This is a genomic window from Acinetobacter shaoyimingii, from assembly GCF_011578045.1.
Taxonomy (GTDB): domain Bacteria; phylum Pseudomonadota; class Gammaproteobacteria; order Pseudomonadales; family Moraxellaceae; genus Acinetobacter; species Acinetobacter shaoyimingii.
In genome coordinates, this window is sequence record NZ_CP049801.1 from 2,227,878 (window position 1) to 2,254,467 (window position 26,590).

25 protein-coding genes and 3 tRNA genes are annotated in these 26,590 nt (G+C 37.0%); 17 read left to right on the forward strand and 11 right to left on the reverse strand.

The genetic code is table 11. The annotated features are described in order from the left end of the window. Window positions 1-286: 286 nt before the first annotated feature. Entirely contained in the window at window positions 287-2,167 is a 1,881-nt protein-coding gene (mnmG, locus tag G8E00_RS09980) for a tRNA uridine-5-carboxymethylaminomethyl(34) synthesis enzyme MnmG (protein ID WP_166009313.1), read from the reverse strand. 227 nt (window positions 2,168-2,394) lie between these two features. On the opposite strand from mnmG, the gene G8E00_RS16425 reads away from it, so the two are divergent. The 7 genes from G8E00_RS16425 (at window position 2,395) to purD (ending at window position 9,761) form a co-directional block, all read left to right on the forward strand. Further along, entirely contained in the window at window positions 2,395-2,916 is a 522-nt protein-coding gene (locus tag G8E00_RS16425) for a hypothetical protein (RefSeq protein WP_227591355.1), read from the forward strand. Between the two features lie 274 nt (window positions 2,917-3,190). Next, complete coding sequence (locus G8E00_RS09990; RefSeq protein ID WP_166224245.1) at window positions 3,191-4,075, forward strand: bile acid:sodium symporter family protein; 885 nt, start codon at window positions 3,191-3,193, stop codon at window positions 4,073-4,075. A gap of 120 nt (window positions 4,076-4,195) precedes the next feature. Beyond that, window positions 4,196-5,095 carry a 50S ribosomal protein L11 methyltransferase gene (prmA, locus tag G8E00_RS09995; RefSeq protein WP_166224248.1) on the forward strand — a complete coding sequence of 300 codons (900 nt, stop codon included), beginning with the start codon at window positions 4,196-4,198 and terminating at the stop codon, window positions 5,093-5,095. Window positions 5,096-5,113: 18 nt separating this feature from the next. Beyond that, on the forward strand, window positions 5,114-5,977 hold the full coding sequence (locus G8E00_RS10000) for a DUF3426 domain-containing protein (protein ID WP_166226508.1): 864 nt from the start codon (window positions 5,114-5,116) through the stop codon (window positions 5,975-5,977). Window positions 5,978-6,347: 370 nt separating this feature from the next. Next, on the forward strand, window positions 6,348-6,617 hold the full coding sequence (gene fis, locus G8E00_RS10005; protein ID WP_001086304.1) for a DNA-binding transcriptional regulator Fis: 270 nt from the start codon (window positions 6,348-6,350) through the stop codon (window positions 6,615-6,617). A 120-nt stretch (window positions 6,618-6,737) separates the two neighbouring features. Then, window positions 6,738-8,312 carry a bifunctional phosphoribosylaminoimidazolecarboxamide formyltransferase/IMP cyclohydrolase gene (gene purH / locus G8E00_RS10010; protein WP_166224251.1) on the forward strand — a complete coding sequence of 525 codons (1,575 nt, stop codon included), beginning with the start codon at window positions 6,738-6,740 and terminating at the stop codon, window positions 8,310-8,312. A 165-nt stretch (window positions 8,313-8,477) separates the two neighbouring features. Next, window positions 8,478-9,761, forward strand: coding sequence for a phosphoribosylamine--glycine ligase (purD, locus tag G8E00_RS10015; protein WP_166224254.1), 1,284 nt, complete (start codon window positions 8,478-8,480; stop codon window positions 9,759-9,761). Window positions 9,762-9,824: 63 nt separating this feature from the next. On the opposite strand, the gene G8E00_RS10020 is transcribed toward purD, so the two are convergent. Then, window positions 9,825-11,033: a hypothetical protein gene (locus G8E00_RS10020; protein WP_166224257.1), complete on the reverse strand. Its 1,209-nt coding sequence runs from the start codon at window positions 11,031-11,033 to the stop codon at window positions 9,825-9,827. Between the two features lie 69 nt (window positions 11,034-11,102). On the opposite strand from G8E00_RS10020, the gene G8E00_RS10025 reads away from it, so the two are divergent. Continuing rightward, on the forward strand, window positions 11,103-11,663 hold the full coding sequence (locus G8E00_RS10025; protein ID WP_166224260.1) for a GNAT family N-acetyltransferase: 561 nt from the start codon (window positions 11,103-11,105) through the stop codon (window positions 11,661-11,663). Window positions 11,664-11,726: 63 nt separating this feature from the next. Here the strand turns inward: G8E00_RS10025 and G8E00_RS10030 are convergent, their stop codons facing one another. Both G8E00_RS10030 and G8E00_RS10035 read right to left on the reverse strand, forming a co-directional pair. Beyond that, window positions 11,727-13,172, reverse strand: coding sequence for a cytochrome P450 (locus G8E00_RS10030; RefSeq protein WP_455168453.1), 1,446 nt, complete (start codon window positions 13,170-13,172; stop codon window positions 11,727-11,729). A 299-nt stretch (window positions 13,173-13,471) separates the two neighbouring features. Continuing rightward, window positions 13,472-13,744 (reverse strand): hypothetical protein, encoded by a 273-nt coding sequence (locus G8E00_RS10035; protein ID WP_166224263.1) that lies wholly within the window; start codon window positions 13,742-13,744, stop codon window positions 13,472-13,474. Between the two features lie 504 nt (window positions 13,745-14,248). Here G8E00_RS10035 and G8E00_RS10040 point away from each other — a divergent pair. The 4 genes from G8E00_RS10040 to G8E00_RS10055 all read left to right on the forward strand — a co-directional run bounded on the left by G8E00_RS10040 (window position 14,249) and on the right by G8E00_RS10055 (window position 17,571). After that, window positions 14,249-15,121 carry a MetQ/NlpA family ABC transporter substrate-binding protein gene (locus tag G8E00_RS10040; RefSeq protein ID WP_166009297.1) on the forward strand — a complete coding sequence of 291 codons (873 nt, stop codon included), beginning with the start codon at window positions 14,249-14,251 and terminating at the stop codon, window positions 15,119-15,121. 72 nt (window positions 15,122-15,193) lie between these two features. Continuing rightward, window positions 15,194-16,219, forward strand: coding sequence for a methionine ABC transporter ATP-binding protein (locus tag G8E00_RS10045; protein WP_166226512.1), 1,026 nt, complete (start codon window positions 15,194-15,196; stop codon window positions 16,217-16,219). After that, window positions 16,216-16,911 (forward strand): methionine ABC transporter permease, encoded by a 696-nt coding sequence (locus G8E00_RS10050; RefSeq protein WP_166224266.1) that lies wholly within the window; start codon window positions 16,216-16,218, stop codon window positions 16,909-16,911. The genes G8E00_RS10045 and G8E00_RS10050 overlap by 4 nt, the downstream gene beginning before the upstream one ends. Before the next feature lie 99 nt (window positions 16,912-17,010). After that, on the forward strand, window positions 17,011-17,571 hold the full coding sequence (locus tag G8E00_RS10055) for a hypothetical protein (RefSeq protein WP_166224269.1): 561 nt from the start codon (window positions 17,011-17,013) through the stop codon (window positions 17,569-17,571). Window positions 17,572-17,599: 28 nt separating this feature from the next. Here the strand turns inward: G8E00_RS10055 and G8E00_RS10060 are convergent, their stop codons facing one another. Next, the gene (locus G8E00_RS10060; protein WP_166224272.1) at window positions 17,600-18,001 is read right to left on the reverse strand and encodes a DUF4951 domain-containing protein; all 402 of its coding nucleotides are present in this window, start codon (window positions 17,999-18,001) and stop codon (window positions 17,600-17,602) included. Window positions 18,002-18,261: 260 nt separating this feature from the next. On the opposite strand from G8E00_RS10060, the gene gloB reads away from it, so the two are divergent. After that, window positions 18,262-18,993, forward strand: coding sequence for a hydroxyacylglutathione hydrolase (gene gloB / locus G8E00_RS10065; protein WP_166224275.1), 732 nt, complete (start codon window positions 18,262-18,264; stop codon window positions 18,991-18,993). A gap of 21 nt (window positions 18,994-19,014) precedes the next feature. Here the strand turns inward: gloB and G8E00_RS10070 are convergent, their stop codons facing one another. Further along, on the reverse strand, window positions 19,015-19,206 hold the full coding sequence (locus tag G8E00_RS10070) for a hypothetical protein (RefSeq protein ID WP_406741467.1): 192 nt from the start codon (window positions 19,204-19,206) through the stop codon (window positions 19,015-19,017). Window positions 19,207-19,690: 484 nt separating this feature from the next. Here G8E00_RS10070 and G8E00_RS10075 point away from each other — a divergent pair, with 484 nt between their 5' ends. Then, on the forward strand, window positions 19,691-19,894 hold the full coding sequence (locus G8E00_RS10075) for a hypothetical protein (RefSeq protein ID WP_166009285.1): 204 nt from the start codon (window positions 19,691-19,693) through the stop codon (window positions 19,892-19,894). Between the two features lie 195 nt (window positions 19,895-20,089). Here the strand turns inward: G8E00_RS10075 and G8E00_RS10080 are convergent. From G8E00_RS10080 to G8E00_RS10100, 5 genes are all read right to left on the reverse strand, one after another. Continuing rightward, window positions 20,090-20,174: transfer RNA gene (locus tag G8E00_RS10080), tRNA-Leu, on the reverse strand. A 33-nt stretch (window positions 20,175-20,207) separates the two neighbouring features. Further along, a tRNA-Trp gene (locus tag G8E00_RS10085) sits at window positions 20,208-20,281 on the reverse strand. A gap of 40 nt (window positions 20,282-20,321) precedes the next feature. Then, window positions 20,322-20,406, reverse strand: a tRNA-Leu gene (locus G8E00_RS10090). Between the two features lie 108 nt (window positions 20,407-20,514). Continuing rightward, complete coding sequence (locus tag G8E00_RS10095) at window positions 20,515-21,390, reverse strand: protein kinase domain-containing protein (RefSeq protein ID WP_227591356.1); 876 nt, start codon at window positions 21,388-21,390, stop codon at window positions 20,515-20,517. Next, window positions 21,335-22,870: a DUF3336 domain-containing protein gene (locus G8E00_RS10100; protein ID WP_166224278.1), complete on the reverse strand. Its 1,536-nt coding sequence runs from the start codon at window positions 22,868-22,870 to the stop codon at window positions 21,335-21,337. Before G8E00_RS10100 ends, G8E00_RS10095 begins: the two co-directional genes overlap by 56 nt. A gap of 251 nt (window positions 22,871-23,121) precedes the next feature. Between G8E00_RS10100 and G8E00_RS10105 the strand changes: the two genes are divergently transcribed. From G8E00_RS10105 to G8E00_RS10115, 3 genes are all read left to right on the forward strand, one after another. Then, a complete protein-coding gene (locus G8E00_RS10105; protein ID WP_166224281.1) occupies window positions 23,122-23,997 on the forward strand; it encodes an ATP-binding protein in 876 nt (291 codons plus the stop codon). 623 nt (window positions 23,998-24,620) lie between these two features. Further along, window positions 24,621-25,154 carry an Ail/Lom family outer membrane beta-barrel protein gene (locus tag G8E00_RS10110; protein WP_166009279.1) on the forward strand — a complete coding sequence of 178 codons (534 nt, stop codon included), beginning with the start codon at window positions 24,621-24,623 and terminating at the stop codon, window positions 25,152-25,154. A gap of 888 nt (window positions 25,155-26,042) precedes the next feature. After that, window positions 26,043-26,573 (forward strand): Ail/Lom family outer membrane beta-barrel protein, encoded by a 531-nt coding sequence (locus tag G8E00_RS10115; protein ID WP_166009277.1) that lies wholly within the window; start codon window positions 26,043-26,045, stop codon window positions 26,571-26,573. The last annotated feature ends 17 nt before the right edge of the window (window positions 26,574-26,590 follow it).

The following is a 26,590-nucleotide window of genomic DNA, read 5'->3' on the forward strand; positions in this document are numbered from 1 at the left end:
CAAACAAATTCAGACATTTATTTGAATGTGTTGGCTATTTTCAGGGCTAATGTTGTGAATAAATAGTGAGACAATGGTAGTGGTTCTAATAAGGAGTGAGTAAAAATAATAAATAAAACAATATTAATATAATTATGACATTAAAAATCAATCACTTAATTTTCAAAGATTAAAATTATAGAACTATAGCTTTTACTTATAAAGACACTTGAAGCGGAAGAAAAAGTAAATAAAGCCTCATAAATAAAAAACCCGCATTACGCGGGTTTTTTATCACATCAAAATCTTATGCAGATTTCTTCGCTTGGTTATTTTTACGAATCGTAATCATCACCAACTGAACTGCAGCAGGTGTTACACCCGGAATACGGCTTGCTTGAGCAAGTGTTTCAGGACGAACATCTTTCAACTTCAAAGTAATTTCACGAGACAAACCAGAAACAATATCATAATCAAAATCAGCAGGAATCTTGGTTTCCTCTAAACGCTTCATTTGTGCAACATCTTGATGTTGACGGTTAATATAACCTTCGTATTTCACCGCAATTTCAATCTGTTCACCCACAAATGCTGAAACTTCAGAACCTGTCAGTTCCGCAATTTGAGCAAAGTTGATGTTTGGACGTTTGAGCAAATCAATCGCAGAACATTCTTTAGAAAGATCAGCACCCGTCATTTCAACAAACTTTTTACCCATTGGGTTGTTTGGCGCAGCCCAAAGATGTTGCAGACGACCTGTTTCTTTCTCTACAGCTTCCATTTTTTCACAGTAAGCTGCCCAACGCTCATCATCCACCAAGCCCATTTCACGACCAATAGAGGTTAAACGTTGATCAGCATTGTCTTCACGAAGCATCAAACGATATTCCGCACGTGAAGTGAACATACGGTACGGTTCTTTAGTACCTAGCGTAATAAGATCATCAACCAATACACCCATATACGCTTCATCACGTTTAGGTGTCCATTGCTCTTGATCCCAAGCACGGCGTGCAGCATTTAAGCCTGCAAGTAAACCTTGAGCACCTGCCTCTTCATAACCTGTTGTACCGTTAATTTGACCGGCAAAATACAAGTTATTAATGGCTTTGGTTTCTAAAGAAAACTTCAATGCTTGTGGGTTGAAGTAATCATACTCAATCGCATAACCCGGACGCAGAATGTGCGCATTTTCCATACCACGAATTGAGCGAACCAATTCAAACTGAACATCGAATGGTAAAGAAGTTGAAATACCATTTGGATAAAGTTCATGTGTATCTAAACCTTCAGGTTCTAAGAACACTTGATGCGAGTCTTTATCGGCAAATTTATGGATTTTATCTTCAATCGATGGGCAGTAACGTGGACCTACACCTTCAATCACACCGGTATACATTGGCGAACGATCTAAACCACCACGAATAATCTCATGAGTACGTTCGTTGGTATGTGTGATGTAACAGTTCACTTGTTCAGGATGCATTGATGCATCACCCATAAATGACATGGTCGGTGATGGGAAATCACCTGGTTGTGGTGTCATTACAGAGAAATCAACCGAGCGTGCATCAATACGTGGTGGTGTACCAGTTTTTAAACGACCCACCGGCAAATTCAATTCACGTAAACGAGCCGCCAATGAAATCGATGGAGGATCACCTGCACGACCACCTGATGAATTGTTTAGACCCACGTGAATCACGCCACCTAAGAATGTACCCGTCGTTAACACCACAGTTTTCGCGTCAAAGCGAATACCCATTTGTGTCACTACACCTTTAACCGTATCGCCTTCTACAATCAGGTCATCCGCTGCTTGTTGGAAAATATCCAAATTGGCTTGGTTTTCCAAAGTATGACGGATTGCTGCTTTATAACGGATACGGTCTGCTTGTGCACGTGTTGCACGTACTGCAGCACCTTTACGTGAGTTCAAAATACGGAATTGAATACCGCCTTTATCGGCAGCCAATGCCATTGCACCGCCAAGGGCATCAATTTCACGAACTAAATGAGATTTACCAATACCACCAATGGCTGGGTTACAACTCATTTGCCCCAAAGTCTCAATGTTATGAGTTAAGAGCAAAGTCTGTCGACCCATACGTGCTGCGGCAAGTGCCGCTTCCGTACCTGCGTGACCGCCACCGATAACAATGACATCGTAAACTTTAGGATAGTGCATAGTTCAAGATACAAAAAAAAAAGACTGCATATTATAGCAAAAAAACGTGATGACATTTAATTCTATTTCAAAAATGTCCACATAAAATTGTTAAGAACTACATGATGTGACAATTTTCCTCATTAAAATCAAACTAATTTATTTATTTTTAAAGCCATAATCGAAATGTATTTTTACTTATCGGTTTTAGATACTCCAAAACTATTTATTTATAAAGGGATATAGCGATGAAAAAAGCCATTTCAACTACTTTGTCGGTTTTAACGTTGTGCTTAATGACTGCAAGTTTTGCCAACGCAGCGCCAGCAAAAAAAGCGAAAGCAAAAGCTGAATCTGCAGGAAGCGAAACTCAGCTACAAGTCCGTGCATGTAACAAGAAAAAAGAAGGTGATTGGGTGTCTTACGGCTATAAAGGCGTAACATTCAACGGCGTATGTAAGCCAAATGAAAGTGGTAAACTTCAGTTCACTGCACCTGCTCCTACAGGTGGTTCAGAAGTTCCAGCTGCATCTTCAGCTCCAGTAGAAACAACCACTTCAACTTCAACAGCGCCAGCAGTTGACCCTGCATCTCAGCCAGCACCAGCAGGTAGCTCAACTGAAACTGCGCCTACAAGTGATGTAGCACCTACAAGTGGCGCAGCTCCACTCGATAGCAATGCACCTGCATCAGATGCTATTCCTACACAACCTGCTCCAAGCGAAGCACCTGCTCAAGCTGATCCTGTAGAACAAGTACCAGCTCAATAATTAATTCTGGTCTTTATTTTTATCGTTACAGCTGTAATTAAAGTGATTAGACATAATCACTTTAATCCCCCTCTTAACTCTACTTTCTGTTTGTTATTCTTAAATATTCAATTCTAAGTCAAACTTGATTGCTCCAGACTCTCTAAGTGAAACATCCTAAGCCAAGCATCTTAATTGTGTTGAAGTTAAAATAATGATTTCAAATTAATCAAATAATGCATATATTTGAATCATAAAAATAAATTTTGACCAACACTTATAAGGATATTGGGTTATGGATTCAGGATTGATTACCATTTTATTGCCACTTGCACTTGCAATTATCATGGCTGGTTTGGGCTTAGAGCTCACGCCTAAAGACTTTAAACGTGTCAAACAACACCCTAAAGCTGTATTGATTGCACTATTCTGCCAATTGGTTGTCTTGGTCGGCATTGCCTTTCTCATCTGCAAAATTTTGGCTTTACCGCCAATGCTTGCGGTTGGACTCATGCTATTAGCTGCATCCCCTGGTGGAGCAACCGCAAATTTATTTAGTTATCTCTATAAAGGTGATATTGCACTCAATATTACGTTAACTGCGATCAATGCGGTCATTGCAGCTTTTACTTTGCCTTTAATCGTCAACTTTTCAATCGCTCATTTTGTTCAAGATTCAACTCAAATTGGGCTACAACTCAGTAAAATAATACAAGTCTTTGTGATTATTTTAGTTCCCGTATTAATCGGGATGTTGATTCGCCATTATAAACCGCAGATTGCATCGAAACTTGAAAGACCTGTCCGAATATTTGCTGTGGTCTTTTTAGTGCTCATTATCATTGCTGCAATCATTTCAGAACGTGCCAATCTGGCGCATTACCTTGCTCATATTGGTTTAGCCACAGCGCTGTTCTGTATTGCAAGCTTAACCATTGGTTATTTTGTGCCACGTTTGTTGAAGATATCGAGCTTTCAAGCCAGAGCCTGTGCATTTGAAATTGGTATTCATAACAGTACCTTGGCTATGACCATTGCGCTAACCATCATGCAAAGCAGTGAAGCCGCGATGCCAGCAGCCATATATTCTATTTTTATGTATATCTTTGCAGCGATATTTGGTGTTTTGATCACACGTTTCAACAAAGAACCAGCACCCGCCATAAACAACGTGTCATAGTCCCTAACAGTCTATTTGCAACAAAAAAGGCGTTTAAAACACGCCTTTTACTTTTTAATGAGGTGAATACAGCACGATTCCGCTACAATAGACTTTTAAAACTGAGATTAGGTATTACTGGTGAAGTGGTTACAAATTCATATTACTGTAGAAAAGTCACAAGTTGATTTCACTGAAACATTATTAGAGTCTTTAGGCGCAGTGAGCGTGACTTTAGATGATGCTGAAAATCAAGACTTACTTGAACCTCTACCAGGTGAAACACCACTTTGGAATAAAGTTATTGTCACTGGTATCTATGCTCAGGAAGATGACGAACACATCGATGTTGCTGCTTTAGAGACATTTATTAAAGCTCAAATGCCAAATGCACCATTACGTAGTGAGTTCTTGGAAGATCAAGAATGGGAACGTACTTGGATGGATGCTTACGAACCGATTCAAATTGGTGAAAATTACTGGATCGTTCCAGAATGGATGGAAGCACCAGAACCAGATGCAGTAAACATTAAGCTTGATCCAGGTCTTGCATTTGGTACGGGCAACCACGCATCTACCTTCTTATGTTTACAATGGCTGGGGCAAACTGATGTCAAAGATAAGATTGTCATTGATTATGGTTGTGGCTCAGGTATTTTAGGTGTAGCTGCCCTACTTCTTGGTGCCAAAAAAGTCTATGCAACGGATATTGACCCACAAGCTGTTTTGGCAACACAGCAAAACGCTGACCTCAATGGTGTACTCGATCGTTTATATGTAGGTTTGCCAGAAGAGTTTAACGCTGAGTTGGGCGATCAAAAAGCAGATGTATTTGTTGCCAATATTCTTGCTGGACCTTTAATGGCATTGGCTTCTGAATTTGCAACGCTGATTCAACCTGAAGGTGAATTTGCATTGGCCGGTGTGATTGAAGAGCAAGTCGAAGAAGTTTCACGTGTGTATTCAGCGTTTTTCGATGTGCAATTGGTTGAAAAACGAGATGAAAACTGGTGTCGTATTTCTGGTAAACTTAAAAAATAAAAGTCAGTTTAAGTATATATGAGTGATAAACAAACACGCTGTCCCCATTGTCAAACTGTATATAAAGTTTCAGTTACTCAGTTAACTGTTGCTCAGGGGATGGTGTGTTGTGCAAAATGTTCAACTCAATTTAATGCCTTAACGTATTTAGTCAAACAACCAGAGTCTGAAGAACTTGTAAAAAAATCTACAAGTTCTTCACCCAATGATTTAAAGACCTTTCAAAAAGACATTTTTGAAGAAAAAGATATTATTGCAATTTTTGATCGTAAAATTGAAAATTCGAATATGGATTTACGCACGTATTTAAACAATTTAAATAAGTTCAATATCGATCCTATTGCTGCATTCCCCGCGTTGAATTTATCTTCACGTTCAAAAGACCGTCAATTTGATAAAACCTCTAAACCAAGACATCCAGCATATTATGTGGCTTGGTTCTTTGCCAATGTAGCCTTACTCTTTATATTCGTATTCCAATTGCTTTGGTTTAATCCATCACTTCTCGCCAAGTCACCTACATTAAATGCTTTCTTTATTAATAGCTGTGCCATGTTTAATTGTGTCACCATTGATCAGCGTTATAAAAAGATGACCATTTCACATTTGAATACGGTGGCTATAGATGATCATTCAACTGAATTTAATGGCATTTTGATCAATAACTATGAAAAGAGTTTAAATCTTCCCTTATTGAAGCTGAGCTTAATAGACAAAGGAGTGATCAAAGCATCGTACATCAAATCTTCAACTGATTATTTGGTACCGAGCTTAAATGGAATCACTCGAATTCCGACAAATAGCCCTTTTGAATTCAAATTTGCCATAAATGTATCAAAAACATCCTTCGATAATTATAAAATAGAAGTAATCCGCCCTTAAGATTGGAAAAAACTATTAAAAATTGAAAAAAAATGTAGTTTTCTTGCTCACTTTTTCTTTGAGAATGGTATCATGTGCGCCACGAAAGCTTTGCCATATCAACTTCTCGCAATATTTTTTAAAAATACAGTTCAACACATGTGCTTTATTAGATAATTTAGCGCATTGAGTGCATTTTTTATAAATATTGCGGCTGTAACAAATTTTAATGTCTTGTTACGGTTAAATTTCGCTCAAATGCAAAAGTTATGGCAAGCTATTGTTCTTGTTTTAGAGCACCTGTTTTAGGAACTAAAACAGAGCTCAATTTTTTTTTTGACCACAATTTATCACTTTACCCAAGTGATGATAGATTTTCGGATTAACTCGCATGAATAGCAAATCTCCTATTTTTACTGCACAATCTGATGTCGCTCTTCGTATTCACGTAGATCGCGCAGTTCGCCATTATTTTGCACAATTGCAAGGCGAGCAACCATCTCAAGTTTACGACATGGTGCTAGCAGAAATGGAGAAACCTCTTTTATCTGTCGTTCTGGAATACACGCGTGGTAACCAGACACGTGCTGCAGAGATCCTCGGACTTAACCGTGGTACGTTACGTAAAAAGTTGAAAGCTCACGGTTTAATGAGTGAATAAATGATAAAATGCTTGCGGTTACCGCAGGCATTTTTTTTAACCTGTATATTTTTGAAAACTGATTTAATTTAACTTGTTCCTTTTGTTTTACTCTGTTCCTTGAAAACTGTGACGAAGATCATGACTATTAAACGCGCTTTAATCTCTGTTTCCGACAAAACTGGTATTGTTGAATTTGCAAAGAACCTTTCTGCTCTAGGGGTAGAAATTTTATCTACAGGTGGTACGTATAAATTGTTGAAAGACAATGACGTCGCTGTAGTTGAAGTTTCAGAGCATACTGGTTTCCCAGAGATGATGGACGGCCGTGTAAAAACACTACATCCAAAAATTCATGGGGGTATCTTGGCTCGTCGAGGTCTCGACGAAGCTGTGATGGCTGAACACAACATCGACGCGATCGATTTAGTTGTTGTTAACTTATATCCATTTGCTGCAACTGTGGCAAAACCAAATTGTTCGCTTGCTGATGCGATTGAAAACATCGACATCGGTGGCCCAACAATGGTTCGTGCAGCTGCGAAGAACCATGCATCTGTTGGTATCGTGGTAAATGCATCAGATTACGACACGGTAATTGCTGAACTTAAAGCTGAGGGTGCTTTAACTCATGCAACACGTTTTGATCTTGCAGTGAAAGCATTTGAACATACTGCGCAATATGACGGTATGATTGCATCTTACTTAGGCGCACGCGTAGGCAAGGAAGAAGGCACTGCTGACAAATTTGCACGCACCTTCAATACACAATTGAATAAAGCACAAGACTTACGTTACGGTGAAAACCCACATCAGTCTGCTGCGTTCTATGTTGAATCAACTGCGACTGAAGCATCTGTTTCAACTGCAAAACAGTTACAAGGTAAAGAACTCTCTTATAACAACATTGCAGATACTGACGCTGCACTTGAATGTGTTAAATCATTCGCGAAACCAGCATGTGTGATTGTGAAACATGCAAACCCATGTGGTGTTGCGGTGTCTTTAGACGGTATTCAAGCAGCATATGACCTTGCATATGCAACCGATCCTGAATCTGCATTTGGTGGCATCATTGCATTCAACCGTGAATTAGACGTTGCAACCGCGCAAGCGATTGTGGATCGTCAATTCGTGGAAGTGATTATTGCACCAAGCATCACTGATGGCGTATTAGAAGTAACTGGTGCGAAGAAAAACGTACGTGTGCTTGTGTGTGGTGAACTTCCTAAGATCGATGAACGTGCTGCACAGCTTGACTACAAACGTGTAAACGGTGGTTTGTTAGTCCAAGATCAAGACTTGGGTATGATTACTAAAGATGATCTTAAAGTCGTGACTAAGCGTGCTCCTACTGAACAAGAAATTGATGACTTAATCTTTGCTTGGAAAGTGGCGAAATATGTGAAATCTAATGCGATTGTGTATGCGAAAAACCGTCAAACCATTGGTGTCGGCGCAGGTCAAATGAGCCGTGTAAACTCTGCACGTATCGCTGCAATCAAAGCTGAACATGCAGGTTTAGTGGTTGAAGGTGCAGTGATGGCATCTGACGCATTCTTCCCGTTCCGTGATGGTATTGATAACGCTGCAAAAGCAGGAATCAAATGCATTATTCAACCAGGTGGTTCTATGCGTGATGAAGAAACCATTGCTGCTGCGGATGAAGCAGGCATTGCAATGGTATTCACTGGCATGCGTCATTTCCGCCACTAATTCATTATAAGTTGTATTTATTAATCCCCCTAAATCCCCCCTTTGTAAAAAGGGGGACTTTTCACGTTAGAAACCTGAGTTTTAATACGTGATACCCTCCCTTTTCTAAAGGGTGAGAAGCATCGCTTCGCAAGGGGGAATTCTATACATTGAGGGATTTTTTAAATGAATATTTTAGTTTTAGGTAGTGGCGGTCGTGAACATGCATTGGCATGGAAAATCGCACAAGACGATCAAGTTACAAAAGTTTTTGTAGCGCCTGGGAATGCCGGTACTGCAACTGAAAATAAATGTGAAAATGTCGCTTTAGACATTCTCGACAACCCTGCCATTATTGATTTTGCCAAAAACAATGCGGTTGAATTGATCGTTGTGGGTCCTGAAGCCCCTCTGGTCAATGGTGTGGTCGATGCTTGCCGTGAAGCTGGTGTGAAAATTTGGGGACCAACACAATTTGCAGCGCAGTTAGAAGGCTCTAAAGCATTTGCCAAACACTTCTTAAAACGCCATAACATTCCAACTGCATTCTATGACGTATTCACTGAAGTGGATGCTGCGAAAGCATTTGTTGAAAAAAATGGTGCACCGATTGTGATCAAGGCTGACGGTCTTGCTGCAGGTAAAGGTGTGATCGTTGCAATGACCAATCAAGAAGCGTTTGATGCGATTGATGACATGCTTGCAGGCAACAAGTTTGGTGATGCAGGTTCTCGTGTGGTGATCGAAGAGTTCTTGGCAGGTGAAGAAGCATCATTCATTTGTATGATTGACGGTGACAACATTTTGCCAATGGCGACTTCACAAGACCATAAGCGTATTTTTGAAGGCGACCAAGGTCCAAATACTGGCGGTATGGGTGCTTACTCTCCTGCTCCTGTTGTAACAGCAGACGTATTTGAAAAAACCATGAATGAAGTGATGCGTCCTACCGTTGAAGGTATGAAAAAAGACGGTCATGTTTATACTGGTTTCTTATATGCAGGCTTGATGATTGACGACAAAGGTCAGCCTAAAGTCATCGAGTTTAACTGTCGTTTTGGCGACCCTGAAACTCAACCGATCATGATGCGTTTAAAATCATCTTTGGTGGATTTGGTTCAAGCAGGTATTGAAGGCAAATTACCGAAAGAAGCTGAATGGGATGAGCGTAAAACGGTTGGTATCGTTTTAGCGTCTAAAGACTATCCTGAAACTTCAAGCAGTGGCGATGTAATTTCAGGTTTAGATACTGTAATGGCTGATGCGAAAGTCTTCCATGCAGGCACGAAAGCACTTGAGAATGGTGACATCGTGACTGCTGGTGGTCGTGTGCTTTGTGTGACGGCTCTTGGTAATACCATTAGTGAAGCACAAGCAAAAGCCTTAGAACTTTGTGAAAAAGTGACATTCGACGGCGTTCAATACCGTAAAGATATTGGTTACCGTGCGATTGCTCGTGAAAATGCTTAATTCTTTCTCATAAAGATATAAAGTAAAAAACCCCGCTGAGTGCGGGGTTTTTATTAATAATTTTTATTTCATTTGAGCTGCTAATTCTTTCCATTCATCAAAATTAGTATTTTGTGGATTACTCCAGTTTAATTCTTTCCCGACTTTTATTTTTCTAAGACCTATATTTCTTCTACAAGTAGCTACCTCAAGAAGCTCGGATAATATTCCCCACAATTCAAAAATTACTTCATATTCAGGACGTCTTCCTCTATGCACTAGTTTATTTCGAGATTTTCGAGCACTCTCTAATATCTTATAATTTTGTCTTGAGATAATTTTGGCTAACCTTAAAAGTTTATGCTTAGTTGCTATATTTTTTAAAAACTTACCTTCTTCCCATGTTGTATGTAAACATCTTACTTGTCTTGGATAGCTATCCTTACATTTCATATAAATCTTCTTCCATAAAATTTCTGTAATTTGCTCAACCACAACCCACAAATTATTAAGCGCATCATTATTGTTTTGATTAATTAAAGATGTATAGCCATTTGATAGAAAGAATAGTGTGAAAGTAGGTATAGACTTAACTATTTCCTGTCCTTCATTATAAGCCTGTCTCAGATCATTTAAATGTAAGACTCTTGGACACATCAGTGGTGCAAGTCGTTCAGATTTAGATGCCCAATTGCATCTTAATTGATTATGAAGCGATGGCAGATAAGAAAATAAGCTTTGTTTTTCATATAATGTCCCTACTACTAACTCATGAGGATACAGAACTTCTACATGTATTCCACCTAATAATAGGCAACACAAAATCTCATTTAATTTAGCAATACCATCAATACGTGTTGGAAACTTTTCACTTTGAGGAATTGCTATTACTCCGTCATAGCTAATTAAAGCACTTAAGCTATCATCACTTTCTAAAGAAAGAATTCCGATTACTTTTGATAGTTGCGTTCCATCATAAGAATTATTATTGATTTGATCTAATGTAAAATTGATCTGCGGTTGCTGTTCACTAATTATTGCTGAATAAGGTTTTAGATGAACCATCCATGTGGGATTATATGATGGTAGTCTAGAAGTAGGCTCTATATAATCAATAGGAGCATCTGTTCTTTCAATCCAACCACCCTCATACCAGACGGATGTTTCTGTCGGTCTTTCTTTAATATTTTTAGTTAGTGTCTTAGGAATATTACGATTTTCAGAAAGAAAGGGATCATAGTCATCTTCAAAAGCATATATTTGTCCAGTTTCGGTATCCTGATACTCCTTCATAAAGCATCCTTGTTATAATTACTGTTTAGAAATTAATAAGCACTATTATACATAATATAGTCCCATCAAATGACATCTCGATATATTCAAACCCCTCGCCTCATCCTCCGCCAATGGCAAGACGCCGACACTATCCCATTTATCCAAATGTGTGCAGATGATGATGTCATGCGCTACTTCTATAAAAAACTGAGTGCTGAGGAAGCTACTGCTTTTATGCAACGCTTAAAAGATGCAATAGAAACTCGTGGCTGGGGGCTATTTGCAGTAGAACTTAAAAGCACAGGTGATTTTATCGGATTTATCGGCTTACACGTACATCCATCTGAATTTGACATGGCAGATGCCCCAGAAATTGGTTGGCGTTTACTACCACAATATTGGCATCAAGGTTATGCCACAGAAGGCGCAAAAGCTGTGCTTAAACATGCGTTTCGCAATCTAAGATTAGACAAAGTGATTTCATTTACAGCACTACAAAACATCCCTTCTCAACGTGTGATGCAAAAAATTGGCTTGGACAAAGTCAGAGAATTTGATCATCCGCTCATTCCAGCCAGTCATGAATTGTGTCCGCACGTGCTGTATGAAAAGCTCCGTTCAGACTATCTCTCTATTCCCTTTTGTTAATGCCATAGAGAAAGTTTTAAGAGATACGCTTCAACTTCGCATCATTCATTTTCAACTTAGAATTTATGAGTTTTGAACACGTGGTTGAAGCTTCACCATCATCTTAGAATAACCCCGAATAAAATTCGATTGCACCAATTCTGGCGCTTCCAAGACCTCAATACGTTCAAAGCGTTTTAATATTTCTTCCCATAAAATTTTTAATTGCATTTCTGCCAGTCGACTCCCCATACAACGGTGAATCCCATACCCAAAGGAAAGATGCTTATTGGCATTGGCACGGTCAATCATGAACGCATCTGCATGCTCAAACACCGACTCATCTCGATTGGCAGAGGCATACCACATCACTACTTTATCGCCTTTACGAATAAACTGTCCACCTAACATCACATCTTGCGTTGCCACACGGCGCATATAAGCCAAAGGGGTTTGCCAGCGAATTATTTCACTGATCATATTCGGTATCAAATCGTGATTTTGCTTCAGCTTTTCAAATTCTTTCGGAAATAAATGCATGGCATAAACGCCTGCTGACATCGAATTTCGTGTTGTATCATTGCCGCCCACAATCAATAAAGCTAAATCGCCCAAAAACTCTAGCGGTCGTTCAATTAAATCTTGGGTTGCTTCATTGCGAATTAATAAACTCATTAGATCAAAACTTGGGGCTTCACCTGCCTGAATCCGTGCCGCTTTGTCATGCCATAAAGCGCTAAGATCACGTAGCATCTCCTTAAGACCATCAAATGTTGTATCAATATCCATTGTTCCGCCTGTTGTTCCAGGTGTCGATGACGCAATTTCCGACCAATACACCAGTTTACGGCGTTCCTCATAAGGAAAGTCCAATAACGTTGCTAACATCCGTGATGTCAGCTCTATGGAGACACGATCAACAAAATCAAATGGTGTATTCAAAGGAAGATGATCAAGCACATCAATGGTTCGGGTTCGAATTAAACTTTCCATCTCTTGTAAATTCTTCGGCACAAAAACCCCTTGTACCGCTTTACGTTGAATGTCATGTTTCGGTGGGTCCATGGCAATAAACATTTCTAGCTCTAAACCTTTGGGTTGCTCGCCTAACATGATGATCGGCTCAGATGAAAACAGCGCATGATTTTTATCGACAAATTGAACATCGTCGTACTTCGTAACAGACCAGAATGCACCAAAACGACTCTTAGCCTGATAATGCACAGGCGCTTCTTGTCTTAAACGTTGATAGTAGGATACCCAAAGCCCTTGTCGATATAAAAATGGCTGACTCAGATCAATGTCTTGCAATGCTAATGAATCGACTTCAGGCAATGGCGTCTCAACCATCGGCTCAAAATCTGGATTTGTAGAAAACTGACTTTTTAATTGATGAAATATATGAAGCACTTTCACTTGTTGATGTAGCGGTAAAAATTTCGACACCCGATGAATCAAACTTTGTCTTAGATTTTTACCATGCATAGATAGCTTCATTGCAGTCCCTGCTTTTGTTATTGTGTAATGCATCATTGCATTACCACTATTTTATTTACCCTTAATAATCTCAATCAAATCAATAGAAAATAATGTGAAAGCAATGTGATTGACTTTTTAACCCATCGATAGCTGAATTGCATCACTTTTGGATGATTCTGATTTTATAAACGTTGAACAAATATTGAAATTTAGATTGATAATAAAAATGTTATATCGCTTGTAAATCCATTTAAACAAGTATCACTTTTACTTTAAATTTTAAATGATGTTAAAACCAGCGCAGTGTTGGTTTTAACAGAACAATACGCTATTTTTATGATAAATAAATACTATTCACTCACACCTATTTGAATACGTTCATCCAATTCTGGATGTTCTTTTAAATCATTTAAATCAATTTTATCTTTATCTGAATCTGGAATTGCATACACTTCAATCTCTCCAGAACCAGCCAACATCGTATCGTCAGCTAAATTAACTTCAACATCATTCCCATCTTCATCCAACCAATCTACCCACAAAACTGAATCAAAAATTTTGGATGGAGTCACAATACAATAGCATTCAGGAACTAATCTTAAATTAAATTTTTGAATTTTCATTTGAATCTCTTTAGATTTTTATAAAGGTCATTGCATGATAATTATGTCAAAATTCAACCAGCACATAGTTTGAATTTGTTAATTATTTCAGTAATTCAACACTGGTTTTTGTATATCTATTTTTGTTATTTATATCCTAAAAAATCTTATATAAATTATAAAAATCAAAAACAACATCATTTTCTTATTGTTAGTCTAATTAAGCTTATGTTTAAAATGACAAAATTTTAATTTTCACATCAATTCTTATACACATATAGTGATAATAACTAAAGTTCTTTTCACTATATTGAATAATAAAATATTGTTATGATTCATTCACTTTATTGATCATCACAAACTGCCTCAGATCTGATATAACCATTTTTCCAGTGAAAATATCAAAATCTGTATAAATTTGCGATCACATCTTTCAGTGGGACATCATTTTAAACCGATAGCATCAGGACAAATTCCGATCTACACTCTAAAATAATGTGGAATCAATTCACCTAGGAAAAACAAATGAAAAAGCTCCTTGGACTTGCATTAGGCCTTACAGTTGTACTTACTGGCTGTTCAAAATCAGACACTCCTGCTCAAACTACAACAGAAAAAAAAGATTCATCTGAACTCCAAACAGTAACCATGGCCTCTACAGGTTCAGATGCTGACATTTGGCGTTATATTGCCTCTCTTCCTGAAACAAAAGCAGCTGGCATTAAGCTAGATGTCAAAAACTTTACTGACTATGTCTCTATGAATACCGCTGTAGCTAATCATGAGATTGATGTGAACGCATTCCAATCATATGCTTATATGGTCGCTTATAATGACGCCAATACCGCTAAGATTGCACCATTGTCGACTACTTATTTAGAACCGATGGGCATCTATTCAAGTAAAGTCAAAAAATTAGATGAGTTCAAAACTGGGGCAACCATTGCTATTCCAAATGATGGTGCCAATGAATCACGTGCTCTTCTTCTCCTTCAATCTGCTGGCTTACTAAAACTTAAAGCAGATTTTGATTATGTAAAAGGCACACCAGCAGACATCACTGAAAATACCAAAAATATTGTCATTAAACCTATTCAAATGGCAACTGCTGTTCGTGTTAAAGACGAAGTAGATGCCATTGTATTGGGCAACACCTTGGCAATGGAAGGTGGTTTAAACGTACTGAAAGATGCCGTTTATTATGAACCAACTGACCAAAGCACGAAAATGAATGTCAATGTTTTAGCTGTCGCTGCAGATCGTCAAAATGATGCTGTGTTGAAAAAAGTCGGCGCTTTATACCATACGCCTGCGGTAGGCAAATACGTTCAAGAGCACTTTGGGGGTACAAAAGTTGATGTCGATAAACCTGTTTCATATTTAACTGAAGCAAAATAACCCTATACATTCATTTTATAAACAGGCAAATTAAATTTGCCTGTTTTTATTTTAGATACAGTTCTTGACGACATGATTGAATTTAAAAATATATCAAAACACTATCAGCTTAACGGTCAAACCATACGAGCTTTGGATCACATCGACCTCAGCATTCCTGAAGGCAGTATCTTTGGCATCATTGGTTATAGTGGTGCAGGTAAAAGTACATTAATTCGTTTGATTAATTTGCTTGAAAGACCCAATGAAGGTCAGGTGGTGATTCATCAAAAAGACTTCACTGCTTTGAATGCAAGTTCGCTTCGTCAAGAACGTGCAAATATTGGCATGATTTTTCAGCATTTTAATTTATTGCAAACCAAAACCGTTGCAGCCAATATTGAAATGCCGATGCGTTTGCTCGGTTGGAGTAAAGCCGAACGTGACAAACGTCTCGATGAACTTTTGGATTTCATCGATCTCAAACACAAAAAAGATGCCTTCCCAGATGAGCTTTCAGGCGGACAAAAGCAACGTGTCGGTATTGCCCGCGCATTGGCCAATCATCCTAAAATTTTACTCTGTGATGAAGCTACCTCTGCCCTTGATCCACAAACCACACAGTCTGTTTTGACACTCTTAAAAAAAATTAACCGCGAACATGGAATTACCATTGTGATGGTGACGCATGAAATGGATGTGATTGAATCGGTTTGTGATTATGTCGCTGTGATGGAACAAGGCAAAGTCATTGAATCAGGCACTACCCTTGAAATTTTTAGTCAGCCTCAACATCCAACAACAAAAACATTTATTCAGACTGTGTTAGAACAGCAATTGCCTGTCAATATTTTGAATAATTTAGAAAATCAGAATCATCACAGTATTTATTGTCTAAAATTTTTAGGACGTTCTGCTCAGGAAACTGTGATTCAAGCCGTGATTAAAAACTTTGATGTGAGTTTAAATATTTTGTTTGCCAATATGACCGAAATTAACGGCAGTGTTATTGGGCAGATGTTTATACAGCTTTTGGGTGAACATAAAATGATTGAAGATGCGATCGCATTTTTAAAACAACAAGGTGTTGAAGTTGAACAGTCAGGAGTCAAAGCATGAGAGATTTAATTGTGCAATGCCTGACTGAAATCACAGCACCATTTTGGCATAGCGCTCTGTCAATTGATCAATTTGTCACGGCAATGCAAGAAACCTTTGTAATGGTATTCTTTGCAATGTTATTCGGTACAATTTGGGGTTTTTTACAAGGAATTTGTTTATATATCACTCGTCCTAAGGGATTTTTACCAAATGCCTTTATTTATAATACGATCAATCCCATCGTTAATGCTTTACGTTCACTACCATTCATTATTTTAGCAATTTCAATTATTCCATTGACACGATTCATTATCGGATCTTCTATCGGCACTTGGGCTACTATCGTTCCCTTAACCATTTATGTGGGTCCTTATATTGGTCGTTTGGTTGAAACTTCATTATTAGAGGTAAATGATGGGATCATTGAATCTGCACAAGCAATGGGTGCAACCAATTGGCAAATTATTTTCAAATTTGTTATTCCTGAATCACGTAGTTCGCTGATTTTAAATTTAACAACTGCAGCAATCAGTCTAATTGGTGCAACAGCAATGGCAGGTGCTGTAGGTGGTGGTGGTATCGGCGATGTTGCCATCTCTTATGGTTATCAACGCTTTGATAACAGCGCTATTATACTTACTGTTATTGTACTCATTATCATTGTTCAAATTGTTCAAATGACGGGTGAATGGTTGTCGAAATTGCGTTAATGTTTGCCTCAACACAGCAAACAATCGAATGAGGTTTGCTGTGTGAAAAAATCTAAATAAGGAAATGGATTGTAAAATCCCAAACATAGAATAAAAACAATGAACTCAGAATATAATTCAATTGAAATCAATCAATTAAATCATGAAACTAGTATCAAAATTGAATTTAAAAAATCAAGTTACCATTCTGATATTGTACTGAATTATATGGTGTTGAGTGTGATGTGGATTGTCGGTATTTATATTTGTATTGCTTTATTAATGAATGAAAATTCAGATAATTATCTCATATTAATTATATGGTTTTTACTGCTTGTTCTGTTCACTTATCAGACGTTTATTTGCTCACTTTGGCTTAGAAACGGCAAAGAACAAATTAACATTCAAGCCAAAAAAATAATAGTGACCAAGTTTCATCCTCAACATGCATTAATTAATGGATATGAAGAAACATATGAAATCAAATATGACGAATTAGAAAATTTTTATTATTCTGAACATATTACCTTCCGTAAACAAATCCCCAGTTATAAATGTGGACATATACATTTCAAATTTTTAAATCAAAAAGTATCAATTGGTATCAACTTTTCACCAGAAGAAGCAGAATATGTTATGGAACTGATTGAGAATAATAGTCCAATTAAACGATCAACATAGAAGGATATCCTCTATGTTGAATCAGCGCTTAATCCACCCAAAACTCAGCAATTTTTTTCATCAATTGAGCTCGATACGGCGCAGTCGGATTACAGTCATTGCGACGGGTTTCATTTTCATAGAAAGTCTGCCACTCTTGCACCATCGCCAAAGTTACACCCTTTTCTTTAAAACCCTGCACATCTGCTTGGGTCACATTTTCCAGACGTGTTTTCGCACCATCCATCCCTGTACCCCAACCAATAATACCGCGACCAAAACTTGGTAAACTCATATTATTTGGCGTCTTCGGGATAGCATTTCGAGCAATATTTGGATTCACCTTACATTTTGAATCACGAACTTGAGTTGCTGATTCTTGGGTTGCAACTGTACTACAACCACTTACAAGCAAACCTAACACACTGGCCATTAGCCATACTTTTTCCATTTCAAAGCACTCATCAATACATTTTGACTTTATTCAGCATCATCACAGATAAAGCTAGAATTTAAGCCAAGCATTATAAACTATCTTTAAAAAATGAAGATTCGAAAACAGCAGTATCAAACGCTTATCGTTGTTTTTTTTAAATCTAGGCTAAACCATGCATTCATAAAATTCATCTATGCAAAATTAATATTGAATTTTTATTAGCAAAAAACTGCCAATGTTTTAAACTAAATTGAAGCCAAAGGGAAAAAAGCCAAATGAATTTTAAAGTCCACGTTATCGATGTCAAAAATCAATTACAAAACTATATTTGGTTATTGGAAGACATTCATACACATGATGTGATTGCGGTTGATCCAACTGAAGCGAGTTTGGTTCAAAGCTTTTGTGCTGAACATGATCTCAAACTCAAACAAATTTGGCTTACCCATTGGCATAAAGATCACATTGGCGGTGTGCCTGATCTTATTGCAGATCAGCATATTCAGGTTTATGGTCCTCGTGAGGAACTATCAAAAATTCCTTTTATTAGCCATCCCCTTCAGCACCAAGATCGCATCGAGTTCAACGGATTAAAAGTTGATATTATTGCTGTTCCAGGTCACACCTTGGGTCACATCACTTATTTTATAGATGCTCTAGATATTCTGTTCTGTGGAGATACCTTGTTTGCTATGGGTTGCGGTCGACTCTTTGAAGGTACAGCAGAACAGATGTACCAATCATTGAATCGTCTTGCAGCGTTACCCCCACGCACTCAAGTGTATTGCACTCATGAATACACACTCTCCAATGCTCAATTTGCATTACATGCCGAGCCTGACAATTTAGCAATACAACATCGAGCTGAACAGGTGAGATTACAAAGAGAAAAAGGTGAGATCACCCTTCCCTCAACGATTGCACTTGAACTTGAAACCAACCCATTTTTACGCGTAAACAGTGCAGAAGATTTTAAGAAATTACGTGAAATGAAAGATCATTTCTAAGTTTTAACGCATAAGATTCACTTATAAAATTTGATGTGTTGCCACATAAGCATCTAACTGAGACTGCGTCACAATTTCAGTTTTATGCATCTCATCCACTCGAACCAAGAGCAATCCCCCTAGAGCAGGTTGATAACGTCTTGCACTGCCAAATGGTGTATATGCGACTTGGGATTGCTCTGCAAAGATTAACCAGTCCTCATGGCCAAGCATGACTGCGACAGGCGTTTTTCCTTCTGCCTTGAATTGCAATATCTGCTTAAACACTTGAGCTTGAATTGTGTCAGTAATAATTCATACATGCTGCTAAAATTGTGAACGCTTATAAATCATGATCGAAGCACTGTCCAAGTGCATTTTTATATGACGCCAGAATTTATTCATATATAAGTCTAATTTTTAATCAAATTTTAGATCGTGCGTTGTTATTTCGCACAAATATATGAAATATCCTGATACACACTCTAAAATATTCATTTTAAAGTGATTTTAAACTCAATAATAATTAAATTAATAATAATCAAATATTTAAATACCAAAGTAAAATTATTTTGAAACATTTTTAATCATTCTAATAACTTGCAATGTGTATAAAATCGTCAAATAACGATATTTTTCAATAAATCGTTAATTCTACCCTTTAAAAACTTTCATACATCCCTATCTAATTCTTATGACTTATAAAAGGAGTTGTCTCGTGAAAAAAGTTGTTAAGGCAAAAAACTTAATTGCATTTCGTATTTGGTTAGAAAAATTGGGTTATTCCGTTAAAAATTTGACGGACAATCGTGGCTTCACATTTAGCTTTAAAAAAGAATATGGTCTTGTCACCTGTGATTTATCTGGCAATCCGCTAGCAATGCAATTGGGTGAAGAGTTTGAGGATCACTTGAAGGCTTAACGGTATGTAATACTCATTGGACAACGATTAAATAAGAATAAAAACATCTATCTATGGATTGACATGGCCCATTTTGATGGGCTTTTTTATGTCTTTATTTAAATTGATTTTATAGAAAGACATATGCTAAATGATTATGCATTCTATAAAATTTTAGGCAATAAAAAAGCAAGGTATCAAACCTTGCTTTAATAATGGTGGGGACGGAGAGACTCGAACTCTCACACCTTGCGGCGCTGGAACCTAAATCCAGTGCGTCTACCAATTTCGCCACGTCCCCTTTGAATACTCATCGCATGAGTTTCATAAAACTTGGCAGAGGATCAAGGATTCGAACCTTGACGAACGGTTTTGGAGACCGTCATGCTACCATTACACCAATCCTCTATTTCAATTACTTCGGTCGTTCCACCTGAGTAATTAAACTTGGTGGGGACGGAGAGACTCGAACTCTCACACCTTGCGGCGCTGGAACCTAAATCCAGTGCGTCTACCAATTTCGCCACGTCCCCGATGGCTGTGTATATTATAGAGATCATTATGCTATGACAAGCACTTTTTTCCAAAAAAACCATCGTTTGTGCAAATATAAAACAATTCATGTATACAGTGCTTTTTCTTTATACATTTCTGCTTAATATCTGTTTTATTTGATAAATATTTGCACAACGATTCACTTTATTTTTCTCTAACATGGCTGACAAAATATTATTTAAAAACCCATATTTGTCTACTAAATCGCCATTAAAAGTCTGACAATGCCATTTTGCCCAATCCAAATAGCTTTTTAGCCTTATTTTTTGTTGCGTCAACCACTCAAACCAGATGATCGCGAGAGCGTAAATATCACTTTGCACGGTTTTAGGTTGTCCATGAAATAATTCTGGTGCCATATAACGAGGTGTTGCTGTATTTTTCATCAGGTGAGCATTTTCAATTAAGCAGGTTTGCTCAAAATCAATCAAACAGGTCCGATTTGAATGTGTTCTAAAATGCTCAACTTTTAAATCACCATGTATAAATCCTGCTTGATGCATACAACTCACTGCATCAAGACTGCATATCAAAATATGAATGATGGTTTCTCGATTCAATTGTTCAGGAGATAAAGAAAATAATGCTGCCGAATCAGCAAGGATGATCCCCTGCTCTATATATTGCGACTCGGTATATGGCACTTTATTTTGGTTTTGCTGCAAATCTGCATTATGTGCATGACAAAGTAAATGTCCCAGATCAGCATGACTGATGTTCTGAAAAGGCAAAAGGAGATTGGGTTGCAATTGATTCAGTACTTGATAAATATTTAATTCATGTCTCAAAGACTGTTCACCATCTTGATAATGGTCTTTTAAATGCAGTTTGAGCCAGTACCGCTGATGCTGAATTTCAAATTGATATATTCTTCGTCCAAAATCTTGACGACGCACGTTTTGAACATCATGAAATTTTAGATTTTCGAGTTGTTCGAGGTTTAGCTTCAGCAGTTGACTCACAATAATCTCTTTGGCGTTTTAAATCTTCCAGACAATGTTCAATCGTTCGACCAATACGGGCATGGGTTTCAATGATCGATACTTTCGGCCATGTTGCGCGCTCCCCCTCTTTTTGTAAAATTTTAAAAAGACGAGGTCGAGGGTTTTGCAACATATACTGATAATGACGCAGACTATAATTACCAACAATATTTAAGTCACCATAGTACCGCTGATCGATAATTCCATAACCATGATCAAGCACTCTTCTCACTGAAGGTATACTACCCAAACTTTCACGAGTAAAGTTCATCACATCCATGGCAATCGTCTTACCATGTTTTCTAATTAAACGTTTAGGCCAACTGAGTAAGTCTGTGCGTAGACGTTCTTCATCCGACTGCATAAATGGCACAATGTGCGGATTGACCTGACTGGCAATGGTGTAATTTATATTATACAAACGCGCCATTTTCTCTTGTGGGAAATCATTTCGTACACTTCCATCGACCCAACGAATACTGGCCAAATAAGGCGTATGCACACCGTCATAGCGCTTACTGGTCAAATGCACGGGTGGAAACAAAATAGGCACTGCACATGACGCTAACACAGCACTCCACACCAATAAATCTGGCGCCGTATATTTATTCATAATTCTTGAATCTTCTTGCGAAGCATTATAAGGCGCAACACTAATATTAATATCTAGACCTGATATTTCATAAGCTTCTTCAAAAGTAGTATCACCTAAGTTTTCAATTAAGAATTTTTTTAAATATTGAACATCGGCCAAACCACCATTGCCTTTCAGCAATTCCATAAAACTGCGAAAATGAAAAGCCTCACTATAAAAATTATCCCCTGTTAAGACTTGTTTAATTTCATTGGGCTTTGCGACCCCTAACATAGCTGTCATCATCGCGCCTGCACTGGAACCTGATAACACTTGAGGCATTAAATCCTGCTCTAAAAGTACTTTACAAACACCCGTGTGAAATAATCCTAAAGATGCACCACCAGAAAACATCATCGCTGGTTGCCCATATACTTTGGCACAATTTTCAAAAAAACTTATTTTTTCACTGAGGCTGAGTTTTTCGCATTGCTCAGACACAATGAATTTCATGCTTTTACACACTTCAGAAATATAATCTTCAATAATCCTCTTGGTGCCAATATAAGTATGCGAAAACAGTAAAGGGTGCCCAATGTTTGCAACATCATGACTTAAGCCTTCACGAAGAATATAAATGAGATCGCCTGTTCGTTTATCTGTTTGGTAACGTCGAAGCAAATTTAAACGATGCGAAATAATCGCAGCATCAAAATATGGTGAACTATTATCATATTTCCACTCTTGAGCCCCAGTCTCTTCATCTAATTTGAGTGCAATTTCTTTCCATTCTTCATAACATTCAGCCCGATCTAACTTGTGTCTCATTTTTTTAATACGATAGGCTTGATGTGGATTTAGATTACGTGTCTGCAACGGAATCATATGTTTTGCATCCTTTTACTAAAAGATATTTATTATTTTCTGCTTCCAACAGCAATTTTAACGATGACGCCCCCCTTCTACATATCATTCAACTATGCAAAATAATCAAATTTTAATCAACCTTTAAAATTAAGCTTAGAATTTTTATAAGATTTTACCACTATGCGCACGATAAAATAATTTTGTACATAGGCAAGTTTATATTTCTAGACTAATATTTAACAAAACTCACAGCACTGATATTAAATATTATGGCGACTTTAGAACTCCCCGATCACCTTATTGAACGTTTAAGCACTTTACTTGAGCAACTACAACAAGTCTTACCTGAACCCAGACAAGAAACTGACTTCTCAGCGCCCGCATTCAAATGGCAAAACAAACAACTGAAAGCAATTCCACATCCTAAAATTATTCATTTGGATGACCTCAAAGGCATTGAACGACAAGTCCAAAAAATTCTGCAAAACACGGAACAATTTTTACACGGCTTACCTGCAAATGATGTACTTTTAACTGGATCACGTGGTACAGGCAAATCATCCATTGTTCGGTCGCTACTGGCTAAATATAAAGATCAAGGTTTGCGTCTGATTGAAATTGAACGTGATGATCTCTCTGATTTACCTGAGATTCAAAAGATCATTGAACATCGCCCTGAAAAGTTTATTGTCTATTGTGATGATTTGGCATTTAACGCAGAAGATGAAAATTATCGTAGTTTAAAGAGCGTCTTAGATGGTTCATTACAGTCAGGATCCAGTAACTTTATTATTTATGCGACCAGTAACCGTCGTCACTTGTTACCTGAGTTTATGCATGAAAATACACCTGTGACCCGTGTAGATGTACCACAATACACAGAGTTACATCCTCAAGAAGCCATTGAAGAAAAAATTTCTCTATCTGACCGTTTTGGACTTTGGTTGTCTTTCAACCCAATGGATCAAAATCTGTATTTGGAAATTGTTGAACATTACCTAGCAAAAGAAAAGATTGCTTTTAGTGATCAAGTCCGTGCTGAAGCTTTACGATGGTGTCAAGCACGTGGACAACGTTCAGGACGTGCAGCTTACCAATTTTCCAAGCATTGGATCGGTTCACAGCAGTTAAACTCACAGCTCTAACTTTTAGAAAATTTGTCTAAAAGATAAGTCAAAAGTCCCCATTGGTCATGATATATAGGATGAGCCTTAGCACTCATCCTTAATTTTTACTTCACAATATTACAAGCAAAATGTTTCAATATTTACTCAAAAAGTATAATGAGTTGAATTCAAAAAATTTACCCCCATGGGTTTTGCAAAACTTGCTGACTCTGACAAATAGACACTGTAAAAAAAATCTTTAGGCAACAACTTCAAAATGAAATAGTTAAAATTTAAATACTTATTTTTTAAAAAATTATGGTGATATACACCCTTAAAATCCAGAATCTTTTTTTTGAAAAAGTATCATTAAGTACAACCTACAAAAATTATAATCATAGCAAAATAGTCAAGTTTTTTTATATGACTAATTGTGTAGAAATAATGTAGAATCTTCACATAAGGTTATACATTGTAAACAAATATTTCCTACCTATAATACAACAAACGTCAGATATATATTCACTTTTCCCATAATACAGCTAAAAATTTCGCAATAATTTTTAATTTTTTCTAAATAAACTCTAACAATAAAGAAACTGTAATTCATGCCAATCAATAGTTTCATACGCACTCAATAATAAAATCTTATAGAGATTGTAATGAAAGAAAAAATTTTAAAAACGATTCTTTTAGCAGCTGTTTCATTTGCAGCAACACAGGTATTCGCCGAAAGCCATACAATATCTGTAGGTTATGGACAAACTTCTATCGAAAAAGGGTTAAATCCAAAAGGTGTAAACGTACAATATCGTTATGAATTAGATTCTCCAGTGGGTATTGTTGCATCAGCATCTTACTTACAAGGTGAACAACGCTTCCTGTACGGTTATGGCTATGAAGATTGGAATGTAAACTACTATTCATTTTTAGCGGGTCCATCATTCCGTTTTAATAAAGTGCTCAGTGTTTATGCCTTAGGCGGTTTGGTTCATGGCCGTGCTCACTATTTCGATAATGAAAAAGACTACAAATGGACTAACCATTACCATATTAAAGATACAGCCTTTGCCTATGGTGGTGGTCTGATCATCAACCCAACCAAGAATCTTTCTGTAAATGCTGGCTATGAAGCTACTCGCCTAAGAGATAAATCATTTGAAGGTTTTAACGTAGGTGTTGGTTACCGTTTCTAATATAATCAGAAGAGTTAAAAAAGAAGAGGCCTAGTGTCTCTTTTTTTTATTGATAACTCACCTAAAATCGTATTTAAAGCGAATGATTAAATACAGATATTAACATTAGGTAAGTTTATAGAATACATGAATATTTTAAGCTTCTTTCACAAATTATTTTTTATCCAATTAAAATTTATCATAAAGTTCCCTCTCCTGAACAATTTTTAAAGCACTGCTTTAAAATGAAGCGCAAGTGAGCGCAAGGATGTGGTTATTTTTAGCTTAAAATCCTTCATCCTAAGCTCTCCCTGAACCATAAATGGTGCATGAAAATTAACTTTCGTTTTTAATTCAAATACAATTTAACGATCATTTTTTGATTTATGATAGAGATCTTTGATTCCTAATATTTATAAATAACCCGAATCTCGGATAAGTTTTTTCTTTAAAACACAAGAGAAATATAATTTTAGTGCTATCAGATCAAAGTATAGGTTTTTTTTCATAATCAAAATGATTGTTCAATCTAAGATGAGTGGTCTCTTTTCCTTAAACAAGATTGGGACTATAAATAACAAACTTCCGAGTAAATGAGCAAAAATGATTAAATAAAAAATATATTATTGTTTACATTGTAATAATAAATCACCAAATTTATTTTTATTTTTCAAATCTCAATTGATTATGTAGAGAATATGTAGAAGCTCAGCATAAAATAATTTCTAACAACCTCCAAAATAGTTAAATTAAGCCACATAAGTGACGGATTTCGCTTTTATTTAATTCATTATTTGTGCTAATTTTCATTCAAATATCTTGAAATAAATACCAACAATAAAGGCACTGACATCAATGCCTGAGAATAGTTTCATACACACTCAATAATAAAATTCTACAGAGATTGAAATGAAAACTTTACAAACCATTCTTTTGGCAGCAGCTGTATCGCTTGCAGCATCATCTGTATTCGCAGATACCCAAACTGCTTCCGTAGGTTATGCACAAACCGATGTGAGTCACGGATTAAAAACAAAAGGTGCAAATGTTCAATATCGTTATGAATGGCAATCTCCCGTAAGCCTTCTAACTTCAGCCTCTTACCAAACTGGAGATAAACGATTTAATCACGCAACTGGTTATGATAAATGGGATGTTGACTATTATTCATTTTTAGCAGGTCCTGCATACCGTTTTAATGATCTAGTGAGTGTATATGCTTTAGGTGGTGTAGCGCATGGTAAAGGTGAGCATACTTATCACACAAATAATAGACCAGCAATTCTTGTAGATAATCCAAAAGATACCAGTGTAGCTTATGGCGCTGGTCTAATTATTAACCCACAACCGAACTTATCTTTGAATGTTGGTTATGAAGGCACACGTCTTAAAAAATATGATTTTAATGGATTTAATGTCGGAGTCGGCTATCGTTTCTAATTTAACAATTTAAAAAA